Source organism: Gracilibacillus sp. D59, from assembly GCF_052246695.1.
In the GTDB taxonomy this organism is placed as follows: Bacteria; Bacillota; Bacilli; order Bacillales; family Amphibacillaceae; genus Gracilibacillus.
On the sequence record NZ_JBQQCK010000011.1, the window covers coordinates 44,841 to 67,088 of the forward strand.

At 35.4% G+C, this 22,248-nt stretch carries 23 protein-coding genes; 17 read left to right on the plus strand and 6 right to left on the minus strand.

All coding sequences use genetic code 11. From position 1 onward, the window contains the following. Positions 1-169: 169 nt before the first annotated feature. Positions 170-649, minus strand: coding sequence for a GAF domain-containing protein (locus ACTWP4_RS16950; protein WP_443129973.1), 480 nt, complete (start codon positions 647-649; stop codon positions 170-172). 255 nt (positions 650-904) lie between these two features. On the opposite strand from ACTWP4_RS16950, the gene ezrA reads away from it, so the two are divergent. From ezrA to ACTWP4_RS16980, 6 genes are all read left to right on the plus strand, one after another. After that, positions 905-2,611, plus strand: a complete 1,707-nt coding sequence (ezrA, locus tag ACTWP4_RS16955; protein WP_443129974.1) for a septation ring formation regulator EzrA — start codon at positions 905-907, stop codon at positions 2,609-2,611. A 24-nt stretch (positions 2,612-2,635) separates the two neighbouring features. After that, positions 2,636-2,983, plus strand: a complete 348-nt coding sequence (locus ACTWP4_RS16960) for a hypothetical protein (protein WP_443129975.1) — start codon at positions 2,636-2,638, stop codon at positions 2,981-2,983. 145 nt (positions 2,984-3,128) lie between these two features. Beyond that, entirely contained in the window at positions 3,129-4,271 is a 1,143-nt protein-coding gene (locus ACTWP4_RS16965; RefSeq protein ID WP_443129976.1) for a cysteine desulfurase family protein, read from the plus strand. 6 nt (positions 4,272-4,277) lie between these two features. Further along, a complete protein-coding gene (thiI, locus tag ACTWP4_RS16970; protein WP_443129977.1) occupies positions 4,278-5,480 on the plus strand; it encodes a tRNA uracil 4-sulfurtransferase ThiI in 1,203 nt (400 codons plus the stop codon). Positions 5,481-5,579: 99 nt separating this feature from the next. Continuing rightward, positions 5,580-5,786, plus strand: coding sequence for an alpha/beta-type small acid-soluble spore protein (locus ACTWP4_RS16975; RefSeq protein ID WP_018933566.1), 207 nt, complete (start codon positions 5,580-5,582; stop codon positions 5,784-5,786). Between the two features lie 105 nt (positions 5,787-5,891). Continuing rightward, entirely contained in the window at positions 5,892-7,487 is a 1,596-nt protein-coding gene (locus ACTWP4_RS16980) for an amidohydrolase (protein ID WP_443129978.1), read from the plus strand. A 321-nt stretch (positions 7,488-7,808) separates the two neighbouring features. Here ACTWP4_RS16980 and ACTWP4_RS16985 read toward each other — a convergent pair whose 3' ends face one another. Further along, positions 7,809-8,609, minus strand: a complete 801-nt coding sequence (locus tag ACTWP4_RS16985; protein WP_443129979.1) for an NAD kinase — start codon at positions 8,607-8,609, stop codon at positions 7,809-7,811. Positions 8,610-8,765: 156 nt separating this feature from the next. On the opposite strand from ACTWP4_RS16985, the gene ACTWP4_RS16990 reads away from it, so the two are divergent. The 4 genes from ACTWP4_RS16990 (at position 8,766) to ACTWP4_RS17005 (ending at position 12,185) form a co-directional block, all read left to right on the plus strand. Then, complete coding sequence (locus tag ACTWP4_RS16990; protein WP_443129980.1) at positions 8,766-9,302, plus strand: hypothetical protein; 537 nt, start codon at positions 8,766-8,768, stop codon at positions 9,300-9,302. Next, positions 9,292-9,768 carry a GerW family sporulation protein gene (gene ytfJ, locus ACTWP4_RS16995; protein WP_443129981.1) on the plus strand — a complete coding sequence of 159 codons (477 nt, stop codon included), beginning with the start codon at positions 9,292-9,294 and terminating at the stop codon, positions 9,766-9,768. Before ACTWP4_RS16990 ends, ytfJ begins: the two co-directional genes overlap by 11 nt. An 86-nt stretch (positions 9,769-9,854) precedes the next feature. Then, complete coding sequence (locus ACTWP4_RS17000) at positions 9,855-10,832, plus strand: class I SAM-dependent methyltransferase (RefSeq protein ID WP_443129982.1); 978 nt, start codon at positions 9,855-9,857, stop codon at positions 10,830-10,832. Positions 10,833-11,000: 168 nt separating this feature from the next. Beyond that, positions 11,001-12,185, plus strand: coding sequence for an acetate kinase (locus ACTWP4_RS17005; RefSeq protein WP_443130081.1), 1,185 nt, complete (start codon positions 11,001-11,003; stop codon positions 12,183-12,185). 150 nt (positions 12,186-12,335) lie between these two features. On the opposite strand, the gene ACTWP4_RS17010 is transcribed toward ACTWP4_RS17005, so the two are convergent. From ACTWP4_RS17010 to ACTWP4_RS17025, 4 genes are all read right to left on the minus strand, one after another. Then, positions 12,336-13,325 carry a glycosyltransferase gene (locus ACTWP4_RS17010; RefSeq protein ID WP_443129983.1) on the minus strand — a complete coding sequence of 330 codons (990 nt, stop codon included), beginning with the start codon at positions 13,323-13,325 and terminating at the stop codon, positions 12,336-12,338. A 17-nt stretch (positions 13,326-13,342) separates the two neighbouring features. Then, entirely contained in the window at positions 13,343-13,840 is a 498-nt protein-coding gene (locus ACTWP4_RS17015; protein WP_443129984.1) for a TVP38/TMEM64 family protein, read from the minus strand. Positions 13,841-13,944: 104 nt separating this feature from the next. Then, positions 13,945-15,147 carry a glycosyltransferase family 4 protein gene (locus ACTWP4_RS17020; protein WP_443129985.1) on the minus strand — a complete coding sequence of 401 codons (1,203 nt, stop codon included), beginning with the start codon at positions 15,145-15,147 and terminating at the stop codon, positions 13,945-13,947. A 653-nt stretch (positions 15,148-15,800) separates the two neighbouring features. Continuing rightward, on the minus strand, positions 15,801-16,244 hold the full coding sequence (locus ACTWP4_RS17025) for a universal stress protein (RefSeq protein WP_443129986.1): 444 nt from the start codon (positions 16,242-16,244) through the stop codon (positions 15,801-15,803). Between the two features lie 213 nt (positions 16,245-16,457). On the opposite strand from ACTWP4_RS17025, the gene ACTWP4_RS17030 reads away from it, so the two are divergent. The 7 genes from ACTWP4_RS17030 to ACTWP4_RS17060 all read left to right on the plus strand — a co-directional run bounded on the left by ACTWP4_RS17030 (position 16,458) and on the right by ACTWP4_RS17060 (position 22,074). Continuing rightward, positions 16,458-17,210, plus strand: a complete 753-nt coding sequence (locus ACTWP4_RS17030; RefSeq protein WP_443129987.1) for an SDR family oxidoreductase — start codon at positions 16,458-16,460, stop codon at positions 17,208-17,210. Between the two features lie 87 nt (positions 17,211-17,297). Beyond that, on the plus strand, positions 17,298-17,807 hold the full coding sequence (locus tag ACTWP4_RS17035) for a DUF4178 domain-containing protein (RefSeq protein WP_443129988.1): 510 nt from the start codon (positions 17,298-17,300) through the stop codon (positions 17,805-17,807). 21 nt (positions 17,808-17,828) lie between these two features. Beyond that, positions 17,829-18,497 (plus strand): PspA/IM30 family protein, encoded by a 669-nt coding sequence (locus ACTWP4_RS17040; protein WP_443129989.1) that lies wholly within the window; start codon positions 17,829-17,831, stop codon positions 18,495-18,497. Between the two features lie 118 nt (positions 18,498-18,615). Beyond that, positions 18,616-19,281 carry a DUF4247 domain-containing protein gene (locus ACTWP4_RS17045; RefSeq protein ID WP_443129990.1) on the plus strand — a complete coding sequence of 222 codons (666 nt, stop codon included), beginning with the start codon at positions 18,616-18,618 and terminating at the stop codon, positions 19,279-19,281. A 19-nt stretch (positions 19,282-19,300) separates the two neighbouring features. After that, entirely contained in the window at positions 19,301-19,696 is a 396-nt protein-coding gene (locus ACTWP4_RS17050; protein WP_443129991.1) for a DUF350 domain-containing protein, read from the plus strand. Between the two features lie 75 nt (positions 19,697-19,771). Continuing rightward, the gene (locus ACTWP4_RS17055; RefSeq protein WP_443129992.1) at positions 19,772-21,322 is read left to right on the plus strand and encodes a polyamine aminopropyltransferase; all 1,551 of its coding nucleotides are present in this window, start codon (positions 19,772-19,774) and stop codon (positions 21,320-21,322) included. Between the two features lie 71 nt (positions 21,323-21,393). Beyond that, positions 21,394-22,074, plus strand: a complete 681-nt coding sequence (locus ACTWP4_RS17060; protein ID WP_443129993.1) for a metal-dependent hydrolase — start codon at positions 21,394-21,396, stop codon at positions 22,072-22,074. Positions 22,075-22,248: the final 174 nt, after the last annotated feature.

The window sequence follows — 22,248 nt, forward strand, 5'->3', positions numbered from 1 at the left end:
GACAGCCATTTTGTTTTTCATGCATCCTCGCCCTAGTAGCAGAGAGTTACACGATGCACCTCTTGTTTGAGGAACAAAATGGTCAGCCAGCGGTTCACATAGGCTACCTTTTTTACACAAAGTCCATTATATGATGCTAGAGAAGGAATGTCAACATTTATATGATGCTCTAAATATATTTTTCTAACGTTTGAACGAATTTTTCTAAATGCTTTTGATCTATTTCATCGAAGCGGTTTTTACTAGGACTATCGATATCCAACACACCAAAAACCTCACCGTTCTTCATAATAGGAACAACGATTTCTGATTGACTTGCTGCATCACAAGCAATATGGCCTGGGAATTGGTGAACATCTGCAACAAGTTGGGTTTTCTTTTCAGCTACAGCTGTTCCACAAACACCTTTGCCACTTTTAATACGGACACATGCCGGTAATCCTTGGAATGGCCCTAATACTAGTTCATCTTCTTTCAAGATATAAAAACCAACCCAATTTACATCATTTAAGAATTGGTTTAATAATGCCGATGCATTAGATAAATTAGCAATCAGGTCTGGTTCATCATGTAAAAGGGCGTCCAACTGTTTAATTACGATCGGATAATCTTTCTCTTTAGCACCTTTATAATCTTGTGTTTCAAACATATATATCCACTCCTCATTATTATCTGAACTTTATGAATTTTAATTATCATACAATACATTCTCTAAAGTGACAAATCATCAAGCTTCATATAGGAAAGTACAGATTTCGATAAAAATATTCAAAAATAGTAAAATTTTTAGCAAAAAGGTGTAGAAACATGGTATCATAACAAGTAACAATAAAGTCGTCTCAAAATATAAGGAAATTTAACTATACATATACAAGTTATCGGTTGCTTTGAAGGAGGATTAATTATGTTGGAATTCGTGATCGGTGGAATTCTTATTATTATCGTATTACTTATTATAGGACTAATCTTTAGGAAAAAGGTCTATGATAATGTCGATCGACTTGAAGCATGGAAGATGGATATTATGAACCGTAATGTTACGGCAGAATTAGCTAAAGTAAAACAATTGAATTTATCTGGTGAAACACAAGAAAAATTTGAGAACTGGAAAGAAAACTGGGATATCATTCTTACAAGAGATCTGCCTGATATGGAAGAATACTTGTTAGATGCGGAAGAAGCTGCAGATAAGTTTCGAATTAAATCAGCCAGGAAGAACTTGCAACATGTAGAAACAGCGTTGCAGGATATAGAATCCAATATTGAAGATATGTATAAAGAACTTGATCATTTACTTAACTCAGAGAAATATGTTCGACAAGAAATTAAGGAGTTAGATCCGAGAATAAAAGAATTAAAGAAATATCTTTTACATAATCGAACGCAATTTGGAAGAGCGGAAATTGTTTTTGAATCTGAATTAACGAAGTTGGAGAAAAGGTTATCAGAGTACTCTACGTTAACAGATGAAGGAAATTATATTGAAGCACAAGAATTGATCGAGTCGTTAAAAGACGAGATAGTAATAATAGAAGAAAAAATCAGTACATTTCCGGGTATTTATCGTCAATGCAAGCAAGTAATTCCAGAACAGATGAAAGACTTGCTTCGAGGTATGGCTGAAATGGAGGAAGAAGGTTACCGTGTACAGCAGTTCGGATTTGAAAAGGAATTAAAGCAGTATGAAAACCTATTGAAAAATGCGATAAAAGAATTAGATAATGGCGAGACAAATACCATTGAAGAATCATTGGAACAAATGGAAGATCGGTTGAATGAAATGTTTCAGTTATTGGAAAAAGAAGCAAAATCTAAATCAATTGTAGAAAGCCAATTTCCAAATGAAAGACAACATTTAATCGATATCCAACAGCAGGTTGAAAGTACGTCTAATCAAATTAAAGAATTGCAACAAACATACTATTTAGAAGAAGCAGATCTCGAGTTATTTCTTAGTATCGAAAAATGGCTTGATAAATCAGAAAACCAATTTGAACAAATTGAAAAAGATTATGAAGATCGTAAAGCTAATCATTTGGAAATTAAAGATAAACTCGACACTTTTTCAGAGGATCTTGATAAGTTAGATAAAGCACAAGAAGATTTCCAATTGCAAATTAAAGATTTAAGAAAAGATGAGATGGAAGCGAAAGAAAAAATTTACGCATTAAAGCAACAATTAATCTCTACTGATAAAAAACTACAGAAAAGTAATGTACCAGGAGTTCCATCTTTTATTATCAATGCATTGGAAGAATCAACAGAAAAATGTGAAGTCGTTCTGAAACAGTTACAAAAACACCCGTTAGATATGGGAAAAGTCCAGCATAGTATTTCTGAAGCAACTAAATCAGTCAATAATTTTGTGGAACAAACGAATTTATTGCTGGATCAAGCACGTTTAGTAGAACTTGCCATTCAATATGGAAATCGATATCGGAGTGGTCACCCATTATTATCAGCTCAGTTATCTGAAGCTGAGAAACTATTTAGAGATTATAAATACGAAAATGCGTTAGAAACAGCTGTTACAGCATTGGAAGAAGTTGATCCAAATGCTATGGCAAAAATTGAAGAAATGGATAAAGCATTTCAACAAATGGCGAATTAGGTAAAATAAAGGCGGGAAGACAGCATGAAATGGTTAATAATAGCATTGTCAGTTGTGACAGTTACGGTCTGGGGAATTGTTCTGTTTTTTTACTTGGATCTCGGGCAAAAAACCTACATATACGCCGATCAACATGCGATCGTTCACCATAAAACTGATCACAAACAGGCAAATTTTATATTTAGGTCGAAGAGAACACCCGAACCGAATGGATTTTTAACGCAAAACAAAGACTCAAGCAAAGATAATTCTGAGCCTGAAGAACCTGAGCAAACCGAAGAGTCTTTAGCAAATCTCACGCATAATTTAAGTGATAACAATACAGTTTCGATTGATGAATTGATGGCAGCGTTAGATATTGAGTATGAATAGTAAAGTAGAGAAGATATTCCTGTTTTGAGATAGGGATATCTTTTCTATTGATAGCAGAGAATTTTTCTCAGGCATAACTTATTTGCACGATCGGTAAAATATGATAAGATATGCCAATGTTAATCGAAAAAAAGAGGGGTTAAGGATGATTTATTTAGATAACAGTGCTACGACAAAACCAAATCCACAAGTATTAGATAGCTTTACTAAAGCATCTACTCAGTACTTTGGTAATGCATCATCGATTCATGGTATTGGAATGGATGCGGAGCGTTTATTACGTAAATCGAGAGAACAAGCTGCATCTTTGCTTGATGTAAACGCTAATGAAATTATCTTTACATCGGGAGGTACAGAGGGTAATAACCTGGCAATTAAAGGTATTGCGCTGGAACATCAGAACAGAGGAAAACATATCATTACCTCATCTATTGAACATCCATCTGTTTTGGAAACTTGCCAAGGATTAGAAGCATTAGGTTTTGAAGTAACATATTTAGATGTGGATCAATCAGGTTTAATTGATATAGATAGTTTAAAGAAAGAAATAAGAGAAGATACGATGTTGGTTTCTGTCATGCATGTGAATAATGAAATAGGCACGATCCAACCGATCAAGGAAATAGGCGAAGTGGTGCAAAACTATCCGAAAGCATTTTTTCATGTTGATCATGTGCAAGGATACGGAAAAGTACCTTTAAATATGCAAGAGAGTCATATCGATTTGTGTACAATATCTGGTCATAAGATTCATGGATTAAAGGGTACTGGAGTTCTTTATGTAAAGCATCATGTGAAATTATTTTCATTAGCACATGGTGGTGGTCAGGAAAGAAGAATTCGCTCAGGTACGGAGAATGTTGCCGGAATCGTTTCATTAGTAAAGGCGATGCGTGTAGCGAAAGAGAATCAATCCGAGCTATATAAACATTTAACTTCTTTAAAGGTTGAATTAATGGAACAATTGCACACGTTGAATAAAGTCGTAATTAATACACCAAAAACAAACAGCGCACCTCATATAGTAAATTTTTCGGTGCGTGGACTGAAACCGGAAGTAGTCATTCATGCTTTAGAGGAATTTGATATATTTATTTCTACAAAGTCTGCATGTTCTTCGAAGAGTGCGGATGAAAGTGCTGTTCTGATTGCATGTGGTAAAAGCCGAGATATTGCAATTTCTGGCCTGCGTGTTAGTATGTCTTATGAGACAACCAAGGAAGAAATTGATTTTTTCTGTCAAAAATTAAGGGAAGTCATAAAAAAATTAAGTGAAGTAATGGGGTAGATATCAATGCAATATGATCATATAGTAATTAGATATGGAGAACTAACATTAAAAGGTCGAAACAGAAAATTGTTTACTACACAATTAGCAAAAAATGTCCGACAAGCATTGCGGAAATTTCCGGCAATTAAAGTAGACAAAAAACGAGACCGCATGTATATCGTATTAAATGGTGAGGATCCTGACGCAATTATGGAAAGGTGCCGGAAAATTTTCGGTATTCAAAATATGAGTGTAGCGATGAAAGTAGAAAATGATGAAACAGCAATTAAAGAGCAAGCACTTAAACTCTTAACGGAAACAGAGAATGTCAGAACGTTTAAAATATCAACCAAACGTTCTAATAAAGAGTTCCCGATTGGCTCACAAGAATTTAATCATGTTTTGGGTGGTTATTTATTATCCAATACAGAAAATATCACAGTTGATGTTCATCAACCAGATTTGGAAATTACCGTTGATATTCGTTCTGAAGCAACCTATTTAACATCTCAAAAGATTCAAGGTGCTACAGGTCTTCCGGTAGGCTCTTCCGGAAAATCGTTACTTCTTTTATCTGGTGGTATTGATAGTCCTGTGGCTGGTTATTTAACCATGAAACGTGGTGTTCAATTGGAAGCAATACACTTTCATTCACCACCATATACTAGTGAAAGAGCAAAAGAGAAAGTGTTAGATTTAGCAGAGAAATTATCCTTTTACGGCCATTCAATAAAAGTGCACATTGTACCTTTTACAGCATTGCAACAGAAAATACATCGTGAAATACCACATGGTTATTCGATGACAGTGATGAGAAGAATGATGATGCGTATCAGTGAAGCTGTTGCAAAACAGGAAGGTATCTTATCATTAGTTACGGGTGAAAGTCTCGGCCAGGTAGCAAGTCAGACAATGGAAAGCATGCATGCTATCAATGCAGTAACTAATTATCCGGTGATCCGACCGTTAATTGCGATGGATAAAGACGAGATCATAAGGATCTCAGAAGATATTGATATGTATGATATATCTATCCGCCCGTTTGAGGACTGTTGTACGGTTTTTGTGCCGAAGCAACCAAAAACAAAACCAAAATTGGAAAAGGTAGAGCAATTTGAAGTGAATATAGAGTTTGAACAAGATATTCAGGAAATCGTGTCATCGATTGAAACTGTTGAGATTGAAGCAAAAGATAAACAAGAAGAGGAGTTGGAAGACTTACTCTAAACAATTGGATTAATTAACAACAACTACCAGTCAATATTTTGCATGATTTCACCTCTAAAAGTTCATGATAGTAATGTAGTCAAGAGGAGGTGAAAGCAGATGGCGAACAACAACAGTTCAAACAATCTAGTAGTTCCTGGAGTAAGCCAAGCTCTAGACCAAATGAAAGTTGAAATTGCACAAGAATTTGGTGTAAACTTAGGTGCTGACACAACATCTCGTGCAAATGGTTCAGTAGGTGGAGAGATCACTAAACGTCTTGTACAAATGGCTGAACAACAAATGGGTGGACAAGCAAACCAATAATAAAATGAAGGATAGTGCTAGTGCACTATCCTTTTCTTATGGGAAACTTTTTGCTATCGTTATATCATATCAAGAGAAGATTATAAGGCTAGGCTAGGTGATAGAATGGGTACACTTATTTTTGGCGGTACGATTTATACGATGGAAGATGAATCATCCACAACAGAAGCTGTGTATGTAGAAAAAGGAACAATTATCGATGTTGGTAAAGAGTTAGACTTAAGAAATACATTCATGCACAGGATAGACCAAGAATATAACTTGGACGGGGCAACGATGTACCCAGGATTTGTCGATAGTCATTTACATATAATTGGTCACGGTGAGAAATTATTACATCTAGACTTATCATCTATGAAATCTGCTAAAGAAGTATTACATACGTTAGAAAGAAAAGCAAAGAAATTAGAAACAGATGAGTGGTTAATAGCAGATGGTTGGAACGAAAACCAATGGCAAGATGCAAGAATTATTGATAAAAAAGAATTAGATGATATTTCGTATGGTCATCCGATCATATTGTCTAGAATATGTCGTCATGCCATTATTGTTAATTCCAAGGTATTGGAATTAGCAGGTATTAGAAGTGAAACAGAAGATCCTCAAGGTGGGAAAATTATTCGAGATCCAACAGGGGAGCCAACGGGATATTTATTAGATCAAGCTCAGGAATTAGTGAAGGAAATAATGCCTCCGATATCAGAAGCGAAGTTGCAGGAAACAGTCAAGGTCGCAATAGAAGATCTTCTTCGTTTAGGTTTAGTAGGGGGACATAGTGAAGATCTTTCTTATTACGGTGGATTTGAACGGACCTTGAAAGCATATCATCAGATTTTACCTAAAAAGTATAAATTTAGAGCACACTTACTAGTTCACCATCTTGTATTTGATGAAATGTTAGATCAAGGTTTAAGATATGGTGATGGTGGAGAATTTACTACACTTGGAGCGATGAAGATATTTTCAGATGGTGCATTAGGTGGAAGAACTGCTTGGCTGAGTGAACCATACCATGATGACCCAAACAATGTAGGAATTCCTATTCATAAGTTGCATAATTTAGAAATATTGTTTCAAAAAGCGCGGAAATTTGATCATCCTGTTGCTGTACATGCAATAGGTGATAAGGCGGTTGAGGAAATTGTAACTTGTATTGAAAAGTATCCATTAAGTAATGGTTTAAAGGACAGAATCATTCATGCTCAAATTATGAATGACAAGTTACTGGATAGATTAAAAAATATTCCGATAGTGCTCGATATTCAGCCTTCTTTTGTCGCTTCGGATTTTCCATGGGTCAAGGATAGGCTTGGTAATACACGATCAAATAAGGCTTATCCATGGAAAACGTATTTAAATAACGGAATTGCTTGTGCAGGAGGCTCAGATGCGCCGATTGAAGAGGTCAATCCATTATTGGGAATGCAAGCTGCTGTGACAAGGAGATCAAACATTGATGGAAAAATATATGGTAGTCATCAGAAACTATCGGTCTTTGAAGCCATTTCTTTATATACAAAGGGGAGTGCAAACGTTATTGGTCATGCCCATGACCGTGGAATGATTAAGCCAAGCTATGCAGCCGATTTTACCATATTAGAAAAAGATTTGTTCAAACACGATCCTGACCTATTCCACGAAATAGAAGTGAAAGCAACCATCGTAGACGGAGAAATCATGTACGAAAAACCAGAGGCATAGCACCTCTGGTTTTTGTGTAAAAAGTATAAATTGCAGGTAACGTGTATTCTCGGTAAAAAAATAGGATATTAGTGCGGACATTTGTTCCGTTATTTGTGATAAAAGTGGCGATTTTAGGCTAATAGCGGACATCTATTCCGCTATTCATTGAAAATCACGCTTATTTTTACCGAAAGGGACCAAATAAGGGATTAAATGTCCGTCAACACCGAAAAACAGGTGATATTGCGCTAAATAACGCACTAAATGTCCGCTCAACAAACGTTAAAATGTTCATCAGTAGTTACCTTTTTTCTAATGAACCGTAGGATAACGTTCAACTTACAGGAAGGTTCGTTGGACGCGATCCCAGAAGGAATTGTTTTTTAATTTCACCGTTTTAATACGTTTATCACTTAACTGAATCGTTAAAGTTTGAATGTTTCTTATCGAATAAGCCTCATTATCAAGTCCTACGATCGGATAATCATTACCATCCTGTATCACTTCCAGACGTAATGTTCGATCTTGATTTAATACAAACGAAGAACCTAACGTACGATAGCGGTTATTATTTAGCGAAGCAAGCTCCGTTACTTGTAAACATGGGATTTTCGGATCAATCACTGCACCTGAAGTGGACTTGTTATAACCTGTACTACCTGTAGGTGTAGCTACAATTAATCCATCTCCACGGAAACGCTCGAAATGATTATCATCAATAAATACATCCATAACGATCGTTTTAATGATAGCTGAACGAATAGCGGCTTCATTTAAACAATGGAACGTTGACTGCCCATTGATGGTAACATCAATTACAGGGAAACGGCGAACTTCAATGCTATTATTTTTCATCGATTCCACCATCTCATCATATTGATCAATATTAAAATCACAGTACAGGCCTAATTCATCTGCATGTGTAATTCCAACGTATAAACAATCCTGACGAAAGTTCGTATGGCGGACAGCTTGCAAGAATTCACCATCACCTCCGACGCTGATTACAATATTAGCATCCTTTGGTTCTTCTACGATTTGGAAGCCTTGATTTTTAATATACTTAAATAACGGTTCCAATTTTTTAATAATTTCCTTATCTTTCTTATAATAAAAAAATAAATTACTTCTGTTGTCCATTTTTCTTGCCTCCTAACAAGCAATATGTATCTATTCTCATCTTATCATGGTTTCAAGAGCTATCCTATTGATAACTTTTGATTATTTTGTGTTGATTGTTACTACTTTATGATTATTCTAGTATTTACTCGTAAATAATAATGATGAGGTGAGAATATGCTGATTGTCTTATTAATGATTATTTTACTTCCTGTCATTATCATACTGTTTATTTTATCGAGATCACGAGTTTTTATATATATGGACTGGCAATGGGATGAAAATGATAAAAATGTCCAAATTAAAATCAGTATATTGCGTATTACTTTTTATCAAGAGACAATCGATCTCACCGAGTTAGATTTTCCATCACTAGAAACAGACGATAAAGTGGATATGAAAGAGATGTATCACGTTGTAAAGAGTGTGTTGAAAAAATCTAAAATAGAGAATATACATACAGATACAATTATTGCTACAGATGATCCATCTATTACAGCTTATCTATTTGTGTCCATCACAACTTTAGCCGAATGGATTAGGTCCCATTACAGTAATAATCGACATATTGAGCTCAATGTATCTGCAGATTTTGAACAAGAAACCATTCAATCAGTGGGTGAGTGCATGATATCGGTAAAATTGAGTAAGACTATCAAAGAAATGAAGAAAATGAAGAAATTGCGAAAGGAGTCAGAGAATAATGGAAGATAATAATCAGAATGTTCACCCGTTAGAAGGATTTATGAATTTAACGATGGAAAATTTGAAACAATTAATTGAAGTGGATACAGCAATTGGGAAACCAATAGAAGTTCCAGATGGCAGTATGATCATTCCTTTATCAAAAGTAAAATTTGGTTTTGCAGCTGGTGGTAGTGAGTTCGTTCCAGAAAGTCAAAAAAATCAACAAAGTGAAAAAGGTAAACAAGATGAAAAAAGTCAACAAGATAATCAATCAGACTCGATTATCCCGTTTGGTGGTGGTAGTGGTGGAGGTGTTGCGATTATTCCCTCAGCATTCTTAATAGCAAATAAAGAAGGTGTCCAACTCCTTACCCTAAATGAATCTTCAAGTGCTTATGAGAAAGTATTAGAGAAAAGCCCTCAAGTAATCGATCAAGTTTTGGATATGTTAAAACAAAGAAAAGATGGAAAGCAGCAAGGTAATGATATATAATGCTTCTCAGTAGACAATTTGATTTCACTGCCTTCATAATAAATAGGCAGTGAAATCATTTTGTATATTGATGGAGGGAAGAAAAGATGTCATTTGATATAGAGAAAGTTTTTTCAGATTTGGATCAATTAACATCTGCTATAGAAGAAACAGAAAATGAACCATATTTAGAAAGTTTAATTTTTGCTTTGCGTGCAATCCAAACAGAAGAACCACTAGAATTGCCTAATCCAAAAACAGAAGAAAGCTTAGCATCACTAAAAAAGTCATTTTTTCATGAAGATGTAACAAGTGAATCAATTAGAAAAGTCATTCAGCTAGCCTTAATCAAAGGGATGAAAGGATCTACACAACATCAACATGTTGTAACACCTGATTCTGTAGCCATGTTTATGGGCTATTTTATCCAAAAGTTAATGCCAGACACGAAACAGTTTCGTTTGTTTGATCCAGCAAGTGGTGCGGCGAATTTATTAACTGCTGTGGTTAATCAGGTAGAAGCGGATGTTACGGGATATGGAAGCGAAATTGATCCGACATTAATTCAAATAGCAGTAGAAAGTGCAAACCTGCAGAAAGTAGCAGTTGAATACTTTCATCAAGATAGCTTGACTCCTTTATTATTAGAACCGGTCGATACGGTTGTGGCAGACTTACCTGTTGGGTATTACCCAAATGATGAACAAGCTGCCAAATTTGAATTGAATGCTGATGAGGGACATGCATATTCCCATCATTTATTTATAGAACAAAGTATAATGTATACAAAAGAGGCAGGTTACTTATTATTTTTGATTCCTAATTTTCTTTTTACTAGTGACCAAAGCGATAAATTACAAAAGTATTTACGCAATAATGCCCACATATTAGCAATGCTGCAATTACCATTGTCAATGTTTTCTTCCGAGCAGCATGCTAAAAGTATATTAGTATTACAAAAGCACGGTAAAGACACAAAACCACCAAAACAAACATTAATGGCTCAATTGCCATCTTTTAAGGATGTCCATGCCACACATAACATTCTTAAAAAAATAGATGATTGGTTTAAATCAGAAAAATAAGAAAAGTCAGAAAATAAAAATTTTATGAAGCAAACGTTACCATTTGATATTCCTGTTGCAAACTTATTCTGACGGTGTTTAAATGGATATGGGAATGTTTGAACAGATGTAAAAACATTGATTCACTAGTCAGGATAAGTAAATGAAAGAATGAAAGGATTGAAAATGTTGCGTAAAATTTTAGCTGTTAACGCTGGAAGTTCTTCTCTAAAGTTTCAACTAATTGAAATGCCAGAAGAAAAAGTGTTGTCGAAAGGACTTATTGAACGTATCGGAATTGCAGATTCCGTTTTTTCTATTGAATTTGAGGATAAAGAAGATGAAGAGATAAGAGATATTCCTGATCATGCAGTAGCTGTTAAGCTATTACTTGATAAATTAACTTCATTTGGTGTCATCAAAAGCTTAGATGAAATAGATGGTATTGGACACCGTGTTGTACATGGTGGCGAGAAATTTAATGATTCAGTAGTAATAACTGAAAAAGTTATAGAGGATATTGAAGAGGTATCTGACTTAGCGCCGTTGCATAATCCGGCGAACTTGACAGGTATCCGTGCTTTTCGTGAAGTGTTGCCTGAAGTGCCTTCTGTTGCAGTGTTTGATACAGCATTTCACCAGACAATGCCTGAGCAATCTTATTTATATAGCTTACCGTATGAATATTATCAAAAATACGGTATCCGCAAATACGGATTTCATGGTACTTCACATAAATATGTCTCAGAACGTGCATCAGAATTAATGGGTGTACCTTTAGAACAACTGCGCTTGTTATCTTGCCACTTAGGAAATGGTGCAAGTATTGCGGCAATTGAAAAAGGAAAATCCATTGATACTTCCATGGGTTTTACACCTTTAGCTGGTGTTACAATGGGGACAAGGTCTGGAAATATTGACCCAGCGCTAATTCCATATATCATGGATAAAACTGGTCAATCAGCTTCAGAAGTGATGAATGTTTTAAATAAGAAAAGTGGTATGTTGGCTCTATCCGGATTTTCAAGTGACTTAAGAGATATTCAGGAGAAAGCGGAACAAGGTGACAAGCGTGCAGAATTAGCACTTCAAGTGTTTGCCGAAAGAATTCACAAATACATTGGTTCATATGCTGCAAGAATGCATGGCGTTGATGCTATCATCTTTACTGCTGGTGTGGGCGAAAACAGTGTAACTATTCGTGAGCGTGTATTAAAAGGATTAGAATTTATGGGTGTTTATTGGGATCCAAGTCTAAACAACATTCGTGGGAAAGAAACATTCGTTAACTATCCACACTCACCAGTAAAAGTAATCGTCATTCCAACCAATGAAGAAGTTATGATTGCCAGAGATGCAGTGCGATTAACTTAATAATCGTTGATATAACAAAGGGGTGGAATAATACAAATCCTCCTTATAATTTCTATAACTAAATGTAACGATCTTCTTTTTATGTAATGATAAATTATGTTGAAGGAAGGTCGTTTTTATTGATTGCTGGATTTTTATTTGGACTCCCTTTTAAGTGCGATAGAATTGTATTAATTGCTTCCCGATTTCCTTGATATCTTTTTTCTGTGCAAGCCTATAACCATTCTCCGTTAAATCATCCACTTTGCCCATTAACATATCTGGTATCCATTGCTTAAAATCAGACAAACATTTGCCCTTGTAAACTGTATCTCCATGCTTTAGCCATTTCGTATAAATCGGAATGTCTCGAACTAGTATGGGGATTCTAGCAGCCAATGCCTCAAGTAATACAATTCCTTCTGTTTCCTCGTTTGTTAAAAACAGAAACAAATCACTTCCACAATAGGCATCTTTTATTTCGTGTCTATCAACAAAGCCAGGAAAGTGTAAATTCGGTATATCTTGTTTCATAGCTCGTTTAATTTTGGCCGGTACCAGCTTTGAGTTGGTGTAACCAAACCAATAAAATTGGTATTCTGGTAATTGCTTGGCTAGCTCGATAAAATCTAATATTCCTTTTCGTTCCATAAAATGCCCTACAGAAATAATGACTTTTTCCTGATCTGTTAAATGATATTTTTTTCTAAATCGATTTCGTGCTTGACTTGTGCGAGTGAAAAAACTCATATCAATGCCATTTGACAGGCTGAAAATAGGCGGATTCAATTTATAGCTTTGTAATATTTGCTTTGCATATTCTGTAGGTGTGATCAATATATCTCCTCTGTTATAGCAAAAGGTGATCCATTTCTTAAAAATTGGTGCAATTAAATTGGACCCAATGAAGGAATTACGGAAATCCTCCATCGTAGAGTGTGCATAATATATAACCTTTTTTCCTTTTTGTTTAGCCCACCAACTCATAATGATGGAATTAGGGAAAATTGTATTAATGTGTACAATATCAAAATCCTCTTTATGATTATATGTATGTGGAATATTTAAAAGCTCTAAGGCTTTTTTTTGATGGCGAATTGCTTGACCGATCCCACTTTTACTTACCAGATTTAGAGAGCCTGTATATAATAACACTTTCATCAAATAAATCCCCCTTATTAAGTGAAAAAAGATACAAGGTTTCGGAAAATAAATTCAAGTCCAAAGCTATAAATGGCAATGGGAAGAGGTTTTCCAATCAGAATAATTGCTGTGAATTTGTTAAAAGACATCTTGGTTGTACCAGCGAGATAACAAAGAAAATCATCTGGTGCGATTGGCATAAAGATGGCGATCCCGAATAATATGGGGAATTTCTTATGTCCTACCCAGTTTTGGTATTTTTCCCTAAGCTTTTCCTTGAACAAGAGGGTTATCACAGAACGACCATATTTTTTTGCAATTAAAAAAGCAGCTATGGACCCTAAACAAATCCCAATATAATTATAAAGTAAGCCCATGATTGGACCGAAAATTAAAATACCGCCAAGACATCCTATTCCTCCAGGCACGATGGGGAAAACCACTTGCACTAATTGAAAGACAATAAATAATAGAGGCGCCCAAATGCCATATGGCGCTAAAAAGCTCTCCAAAGCTTTTTCTGAATAAAACAACTTTGTCTGTATTCCATATATGAAAAAAATGAGACATGCTAATAAGCTAAGAATAGTAAGTATATGATATACATATTTGATGGTTTTGGGATTGTATAAGTTCATCATTGGTTCATTCTGCTCTGCTTAAGATATGGGATTTTATGCTCGTTCTTAGGATTTGTGGCAATAGATTGACGATAAATGTTTTCTAGTTTTTTTGCAAAAGAAAGAGAAGAATAATGTTGAGCAGCCTCTTTTACCGCGCGTTTGGATAGCTGTTCATATAACTTCTCATCTGTGATTAGTGTATGTAGCTTTTCCCTAAAATGATTGAGCGAATGATATTGCCAGCCGTTAATGCCGTTGGTAATAACATTATCTAAACAAGGATCCTTACGACAAAGAGCAGGGACTCCACTTGCTAATGCTTCAATATAGGTTAAGCCCTGTGTTTCACTATTTGAAGCACTAACAAAAACATCTGCAATCTTATAATAAGTTGCAATTTTATCTGGTGGCACCATTCCTGTAAAAATAATACGATCTCGAATATGTAGTTTTTCTGTAAATTTCTCTAGCTGGTTGCGATGAGGGCCATCACCTACAATGAGTAGAGATATATTGGGATGATTAATTTTAGCGATGTATGTGAAAATTTCTTCTAAGTTTTTTTCCTTTGCTAGTCTTCCGACAAAAAGTAAAAGTTTTTGATCCGACGGAATACCAAGTCTTGCTTTGAGCCTTACTTTCTGATTAGGTTCAATTCCTTCTGTGAATTTATGTAAATCTATACCAGTAGGGACAACCATAATTTCTTTTGTTATACCATAACTTTTTAATAAAGAGTTTACTTTCTTGGTAGGTGCTATTACGTAAGTAGCGTTTTCAAGCACTTTTTTTGTGAAAATAGCTACCATTACTTTACCCCATTTTCGGTTTGGTGAAAAATAATGCGTGTAATCTTCATATACAGTATGGTAGGTATGCACGATCGGAATTTGAAGCTTTTTAGCAATGAATTTTGCAAGACGAAAGGTGCTGAATTCACATTGTGTATGGATCACATCTGGCTGCCATTCGATCAATTCTTTAAGATGTTTATCATTAGTGGATAAAGTTATTCTTGCTCCTGGATAAATTGTTCCAACACCAACAGAGCTAATAAAGGTTATATCCACTTTTTTATAGGATCTTTTTTGATTAGATAGTGTAAGTATACGGACTTCGTGACCTAGTCGTTCTAATTCTCTTTTTAGGTTGGCGATAGATGTTACTACTCCATTAATAACAGGAAAATACCATTCCGATGTGATTAAAATTTTCATTGTAATCCCCCAGTTTTCTGAACCATCAAAGAGAATTGGTTACTGATGATTCATGAGATAAAACAGATTTTCTCTGTTTATGGAGACAATTTTTGTCCTCATTTCCAAATAGTATAATATACTTATTTTAATATTGTATTAACTGAAGTTTAATTTTTTATGAAGCTTTCGTAGTAAGTATTAATTTTTGAAGTTGGGACAAGCACACATTCCTTTTTGAAAATGTGTGATGATGATGAAGCTTAACTGTATTAGTAAAAGAAGAGGGACATTTTCTTTCCGTATCTATATCACGGTGCAAATCGCCCGTAAACCCCCCAATGATGGAAGTCTCACTTTATGATAACTTGTCTACGTGTTTTTTGTAATGGGATGGAAATATAATTTGAAGTAAGAGATGAGGCGGATGTTATTTCGATGTAAATTAAAGTACTGTATAAAAAGCATTCATATGTCGTGTATTATGAATTTACTTCATATCAAAATGCTTGGATTTAAGTTCGAAGAATATAGTTGCCTTTTTGAGAGGTTAGTCCGATAGTCCATGAGATATGGATGTCTTTACGAGGTAAATGAGGATATTCGTCATTAGGATACATTACCTCGTGAAGCCATCCAATAAAACTGCTCGTGTTTTCATGATACGATTAAAATTAACTTCTAACCACCAACACATCACAAGAAGCATAGCGGGTGATACTTTCTGAAACGCTTCCAATCAAAAAACGCTCGACTGCATTCATACCTGTTGCCCCACAAATAATCAAGTCTGCCTCAAACTTCTTAGCGAGATCTTTAGGGATTTTAATTTTTGGTGAGCCAATTTCTACATGTGTTGTAATATCAGTTATCCCTCTTTTATTTGCTTTATCTTGATATTCATCAAGTAGGGTTTGAGCATAATTTTCTGAGCGAGCAGCAAGTGTTTGATCGTAAACTTCTGGTGCTACAGTTGTAATGGTTCTTGTATCAATCACATGTGCTAAAAACATTTTTGCATCATTTCTTAAGACGATATCAACTGCTTTCTTAAATGCTAGCTCTGATGCATCAGAACCATCTACTGCTACTAAAATGCGACTATATTCAAAAGTCATACTATCTCTCCCTTCACATCTATAGTTTTAGTATATCATGTATCCGCTTACATGTGAAAGTTCGAATAAATTTTTCTTATTATTCATATACCACTATTAACGATTTCTAAACCCTACACTATAAACATAACGAACCTACACAATATTAGAAAAAATGAAGACAATCATGTAACATATAAGATGTAAGAGAAGTAAGATTAAGGAGGAAAAAACATGGGACACGCCTTTATTACGGCTGGAACAAAAGGCTTAGGGTTAAAAGTAACAGAAGCATTTATCAAAAAAGGACATGCTGTTTCTATTACATATTTCAGAGATCATCAACGAGCGCAAGAAATGTTTAAAAAATTCCCGGACGCATCGATTGAGATCATTCAAGCTGATGTCTGTAAAAAAGATGACTTAACGAATGCTGTTAAAAAAGCCGTGGAAAGGTTCGGTACCATTGACTATTTAATAAATAATGCAGGGCCATTTATATTTGAGCGAAAAAAATTAATGGATCATACAGAAGAGGAATGGAATCAAATGATTCGCGGTAATTTAGATGCTGTTTTTCATATGTTAAAATTAACGATACCGGCAATGCGAGAGCAGCATTTTGGAAGGATAGTAAATTATGGCTTCCAGAGTGCTAATTCAGCAGCTGGGTGGATTAATCGAGCTGCCTTTTCAGCTGCTAAAGTGGGGTTAGTATCGTTGACGAAGTCTGTCGCATACGAAGAAGCAGAGAATGGAATTACATCGAATATGGTCTGTCCAGGCGACATTGTCGGAGAGATGAAGGAGGGATCGATCAAGGAAAGCAGAAAAAACAAAGATCCCAATACACCGATAGGGCGATCTGGAACGGGTGAAGATATAGCACGTACAGTAATGTTTTTCTGTGAAGAAGATGCAGATATGGCAACAGGTACAGTGGTAGAGGTTACAGGTGGATTAGATGTTATTCATCAACATCGCTAAAATTTTTTGAGAAAATTGAAACCTTTTTTTGAACTAGTTCGTATCTAACTATAACAACCCATTAAAGGAAGAAATGAGGTGCACCACTTGGGTTTCTTTTCAAAGTTATTTAATAAAAAGGAAAAGAAAGCAACAGTTAAAAAAAGAGATTTGCTTTCAATAGAAGTGGGGGATATTATTGAATATGACTTAGCTGATTATGAAGTAGTTGGTAAGATTAATTACCGACAAAACAATTATACATGGTACAGTTATCAGTTGTTAGGGGAAACTAAAACAATTTGGTTAGCTGCGGAGATGGATGATGAGTTAGAACTAGGTATTTATGAGAAAATCCAACTTCCTGAAGCAAATGATTTCCCTAATCAACTAGTATTTAATAACAAAACCTACTCGCTAGATGAAAGAGGTCAGGCTGAAGTAACTGGTGAAGGAAGAAGCAGTTCTTTAACGGGTCAACTTATTCGCTATGCAGAGTACTGTGATACTGATGAAGAATCTTTTATCAGTTTGGAAGAATGGGATAGTGATGTAGAGGCAAGTGTTGGTTATCCAATTGAAAATTATGAAGTTAAAATTATTGCAGGTTCACATTAATTATCACTAGGAGGAGTTTAGATGTTTCAATTTTTTAATCGTGTAAAAACAGTGGTTAGTTCAGAGTTGAATTCTATGTTAGATAAGGCAGAAGATCCGGTGAAAATGCTGGACCAGTTTATGCGTGATATGGAATCCGATATTAGAGAAGTAGAAGCGGCTGTAGCCAAACAGATCGCCAATGAAAAAATGTTAAAAAGAAAGTCAGATGATGCTCAAGCATTAGTTGAAAAACGTCAAGAACAAGCAGAAAAAGCTATTGAAGCTGGCAACGAAGACCTTGCTCGTCGCGCATTAGAAGACAAAAATGAACAAGAAACACAAGCAAATACGCTTCGTGAATCGTGGGAACGAGCTAAACGAGATGCAGATCAGCTACGTGAAAAATTAGATGATATGAAAAAAGAATATCAACAAATGCAACTGAAAAAAGATTCTTTAAAAGCAAGAGCAGAATCTGCTAAAACTCGTACGAAGATGAACCGGACGATGTCATCTATTGGTAATGATGCTTCGAAACAAGGATTTGAACGTATGGAGGAAAAAGTTCTTCAATTTGAATCAGAAGCAGATACAAGTGAAGATTTATCTTCTGCGAGCAAGTCACTAGATGATGAATTTGAAGAATTAGAAAAAAACGATGTCGATGACGAACTAGCAGCCCTTAAAAAGAAACTAGGAAAAGAGTAAACAGACATCAGGAAAAATGGGTTGTTCCATAAGTTAGTTTAAGAAATGAAGTAGCTAGCTTTTGGGACGCCCTCTTTCTACATGGATATATAGAAGTAAAGCAGGAGGTGATCTTGGAGTGAATAAAAAGATAGGTTTGGGTATTACCTTATTATTTTTTATTTTGCTTGTTGGTTGTAATTCAAATTCATTATCTAATTTATCTGCATTTGATGAATCCAGTGCTGTTTCAAAGGATGATCTGGAGGTTTCAGAATCAAAAGAAGATATAATCGACCAATTAAGAAGATCCAATAACTCAGATATCAAAGCACTTATTTCCAACAATTTTAATTTTGTGGATTCTGTTGTGGGAGAAGATACAACTGCAAATGTTTATGGTACGTTACTGTTCGAAGTAGAGGAATTAGCCGATCTATTTGCGGAGATTCAACAACCGAAGGAGATCAGTGATTTTATAGACGGTCAACAAATACTTGCTTACTCTGATTTTTTTATCGTCATAAAAGAAAGTGAAGAGTTAGCTAATGCAACATTTATTGAAGTTGCAAGCGAGCAATTTGTTCGTGAAAATTATTCACCTAATTTCTTAACTACATATTTTACTATCCGTATGCTTGACAGTTTCTTTGGTAATAATTGGGTGTCTAATAGAAGAAGTTACTGCAGTTCAAATGACTGCTACGGTGGTTACTCTACATCCCGTAGTTATAATAAGGGTGGAGTTACTAAAAATAGAGGTTTAGGGTCTTTTCGTGGAGGAGGACCTAGTACAGGAAAATAATAAAAAGGAGAGCTGAATAATGGAACCTTTTATTTCAACATTTATTTATTTTGTTGCAGCAATTATCGTTGTCATTATCGGACTTGTCATTTTTGAATGGCTTACAACCAAGTATAAAGATTGGGATCAAGTAAGAGATGGTAATCAGGCGATTGCATTATCCATAGCAGGGAAAATAATTGGTATTTGTATCATCTTATCATTCGCTATTTACCATAGTGTCGATGTAGTCGAAACACTGATATGGGGTGCATATGGCGTCATTTTACAATTAATAGCATATCTTATTTTTGAAGGGATAACACGTAAATTTTCTGTAGAGCAACAATTAAAAGATAATAATGTGGCAGTTGGTATTATTTCGTTAGCTGTTTCTGTTGGGTTGGCCTTTGTTATCGGATCATCAATCACATAATGCAGAAAGCCTGATCTTTTATTTTAAAGGTCAGGCTTTTCCAATCGTGACTATCATAGGAAGTGTGGAGTGGGCATGGAAGAAATTAAATTAAAACAGAGTCATTTTATTTATTGGGCGTCAGGAATAGTTTCTATATGCGGTATAATATTCGAAGTACTATTCGGTGCGCTAGGATCTTATATTTTAGGTGATGGAGTTAAACAGTATACGTTAACTATTTCTTTATTCCTTACAGGCATGGGGATAGGTGCAAGTTTGAGTGAAAGAGTAACGAAACATTTACTGTTATCTTTTATTTATATTGAATATCTTGTAGCATTGATTGGCGGTTTTTCCAGCTTTCTCATGTTTGCAGCAACCGCTTATTTTTCTAGTGGATCGGATGCCTTATTTCTTTATTCTATTACCTTAATCATCGGTGGACTAACCGGTGTAGAATTACCAATTTTAATACGGAAAGCAAATGAGATAGGTGTTACAATACAGAGGAGTACGGCAAGAGTGTTATTTTCTGATTATGCCGGAGGTCTGATTGGCGGTTTATTATTTGTTTTCTTATTAAGACCACAGTTAGGGATGGTGAAAACCGCTTTTTTAGTTGGTTTGATCAATCTTTCGGTAGCATTAGTTGTTCTATATTTGTTTCGTAAGGAGTTAATCAGAAAGACGTTGCATGGAATAATTGGAGGAATTATTGCTCTCTTGTTAATAGCTGGCTTAATTTTTGGCGAAACATTGGTTTTATCCTTTGAACAAAAACTTTATAAAGACCCTATTATCCATTTCGAAGAAAGTCAGTATCAGAAAATTGTTGTGACAAAGCAAAACGAAGACATTAGATTGTATCTTGATGGTGGCCTGCAATTGAGCTCAATTGATGAACAGCGTTACCATGAAGTGCTAGTTCATCCCACGATGGCTTATTCCAAAAGTCATGAAGAAGTATTGGTGCTCGGCGGTGGTGATGGTTTAGTTGTGAGAGAATTATTAAAATATCCAGACATCAACAATATAACATTGGTTGATTTAGACCCCGCAGTAATAGAACTGGCAAACACGAACCCGCATCTTCTAGAGTTAAATGACCATTCGTTACAGGATGACAGTGTATCGGTTGTGAATCAGGATGCATTTGAATATTTGGAAGAGAGTGAAGATTGGTATAATACCATTATTGTGGATTTGCCTGATCCCAATAATGAAAGTCTCAATAAGTTATATACGAAAGAATTTTATTCTCTTGTCCGCAATCATTTACGTCCAGGAGGTGCGGTCATGGTTCAAGCGACAAGCCCTGTTTTTGCTCGTGAAGTATATTGGACCATATCAAATACGGTCGCTTCAACTGGGTTAAAGGTAGAAAATTTTCATGTCGATGTTCCTAGTTTTGGTAATTGGGGATTTGTAATGGCAAGCAGGGACCCGATTAAGGTAGATTCATTAAAGATTGAGGTGGAAACAAGATTTCTGACGACTGAATTGTTACATAGCTTAACCGTATTTGGCAAAGATGAAGACGAAAACATACTGGACAAAAACGGGAATCAGAAAGAATTAGAAGTGAATACATTAATTAACCCTAGACTGATAGATATATATGAAAATTCTTGGCAATATTATTAATGCATGTTTAAATAATCCATAAATGGGAAAAAGGATATAGAATAATTTAGTAAAAAGGAGTGCATATTTGCATGAAAGTATCTTTCCACGGACAATCCTGTGTCAAAATCCAAACTTCCGAACATACTATTTTAATTGACCCTTTCATCTCAGGAAATGGAACGAGTGATTTAGATCCAGATACACAAGAACCGGATGTAATTCTGTTAACACATGGACATAATGACCATGTAGGGGATACTGTTAGCATTGCACGACGAACTAATTGTCTTGTCGTGGCACCAAACGAATTAGCTGTTTACTTTGGGTCTAGAGGATTGAATACACATCCAATGCATATAGGTGGTGCACATACATTCGATTTTGGAAAAGTGAAATTCACTCCTGCCTTCCATGGTTCTATGTTTGAAGATGACGAAGGAAACAAAATATATGGTGGTATGCCTGGAGGTATTTTATTCTTTGCAGAAGAAAAAACGATCTACCATGCAGGTGATACAGGCTTATTTTCTGATTTGAAATTAATAGGTGACATGAATAATATTGATTTAGCCTTTCTACCAATTGGTGATAACTTCACAATGGGGCCTGAGGATGCATTAATTGCAGCAGACTGGGTCCAAGCAAAGCAAGTTGTGCCAATGCACTACAACACATTCCCGTTAATTGAACAAGATGGAGAAGCATTCTGTAACCAAGTAAAAACAGGAAAAGGCGTTCACTTGAAACCAGGAGAGTTTGTAGAACTATAAGCGAAGAAAAGGTCAAAGCAAAATGCTTTGACCTTTTGTGTGACATATAAATAATAGCTATTAATAGTGCTGATCGTCAGTAAAACCCCCACTTCAAAGGGAGTAAATCAAAGAAACTAAGTGGGTGATAACGGACACTAACCATCAGTGGGGGGGCAAAAACCTACTGATGGA

What these genes read in the sequence shown, in the direction of transcription:
- ACTWP4_RS16950 (WP_443129973.1), bottom strand. Translation starts at nt 649, where the DNA reads ATGTTTGAAACACAAGATTATAAAGGTGCTAAAGAGAAAGATTATCCG.
- ezrA (WP_443129974.1), top strand. Translation starts at nt 905, where the DNA reads ATGTTGGAATTCGTGATCGGTGGAATTCTTATTATTATCGTATTACTT.
- ACTWP4_RS16960 (WP_443129975.1), top strand. Translation starts at nt 2,636, where the DNA reads ATGAAATGGTTAATAATAGCATTGTCAGTTGTGACAGTTACGGTCTGG.
- ACTWP4_RS16965 (WP_443129976.1), top strand. Translation starts at nt 3,129, where the DNA reads ATGATTTATTTAGATAACAGTGCTACGACAAAACCAAATCCACAAGTA.
- thiI (WP_443129977.1), top strand. Translation starts at nt 4,278, where the DNA reads ATGCAATATGATCATATAGTAATTAGATATGGAGAACTAACATTAAAA.
- ACTWP4_RS16975 (WP_018933566.1), top strand. Translation starts at nt 5,580, where the DNA reads ATGGCGAACAACAACAGTTCAAACAATCTAGTAGTTCCTGGAGTAAGC.
- ACTWP4_RS16980 (WP_443129978.1), top strand. Translation starts at nt 5,892, where the DNA reads ATGGGTACACTTATTTTTGGCGGTACGATTTATACGATGGAAGATGAA.
- ACTWP4_RS16985 (WP_443129979.1), bottom strand. Translation starts at nt 8,609, where the DNA reads ATGGACAACAGAAGTAATTTATTTTTTTATTATAAGAAAGATAAGGAA.
- ACTWP4_RS16990 (WP_443129980.1), top strand. Translation starts at nt 8,766, where the DNA reads ATGCTGATTGTCTTATTAATGATTATTTTACTTCCTGTCATTATCATA.
- ytfJ (WP_443129981.1), top strand. Translation starts at nt 9,292, where the DNA reads ATGGAAGATAATAATCAGAATGTTCACCCGTTAGAAGGATTTATGAAT.
- ACTWP4_RS17000 (WP_443129982.1), top strand. Translation starts at nt 9,855, where the DNA reads ATGTCATTTGATATAGAGAAAGTTTTTTCAGATTTGGATCAATTAACA.
- ACTWP4_RS17010 (WP_443129983.1), bottom strand. Translation starts at nt 13,325, where the DNA reads ATGAAAGTGTTATTATATACAGGCTCTCTAAATCTGGTAAGTAAAAGT.
- ACTWP4_RS17020 (WP_443129985.1), bottom strand. Translation starts at nt 15,147, where the DNA reads ATGAAAATTTTAATCACATCGGAATGGTATTTTCCTGTTATTAATGGA.
- ACTWP4_RS17025 (WP_443129986.1), bottom strand. Translation starts at nt 16,244, where the DNA reads ATGACTTTTGAATATAGTCGCATTTTAGTAGCAGTAGATGGTTCTGAT.
- ACTWP4_RS17030 (WP_443129987.1), top strand. Translation starts at nt 16,458, where the DNA reads ATGGGACACGCCTTTATTACGGCTGGAACAAAAGGCTTAGGGTTAAAA.
- ACTWP4_RS17040 (WP_443129989.1), top strand. Translation starts at nt 17,829, where the DNA reads ATGTTTCAATTTTTTAATCGTGTAAAAACAGTGGTTAGTTCAGAGTTG.
- ACTWP4_RS17050 (WP_443129991.1), top strand. Translation starts at nt 19,301, where the DNA reads ATGGAACCTTTTATTTCAACATTTATTTATTTTGTTGCAGCAATTATC.
- ACTWP4_RS17055 (WP_443129992.1), top strand. Translation starts at nt 19,772, where the DNA reads ATGGAAGAAATTAAATTAAAACAGAGTCATTTTATTTATTGGGCGTCA.
- ACTWP4_RS17060 (WP_443129993.1), top strand. Translation starts at nt 21,394, where the DNA reads ATGAAAGTATCTTTCCACGGACAATCCTGTGTCAAAATCCAAACTTCC.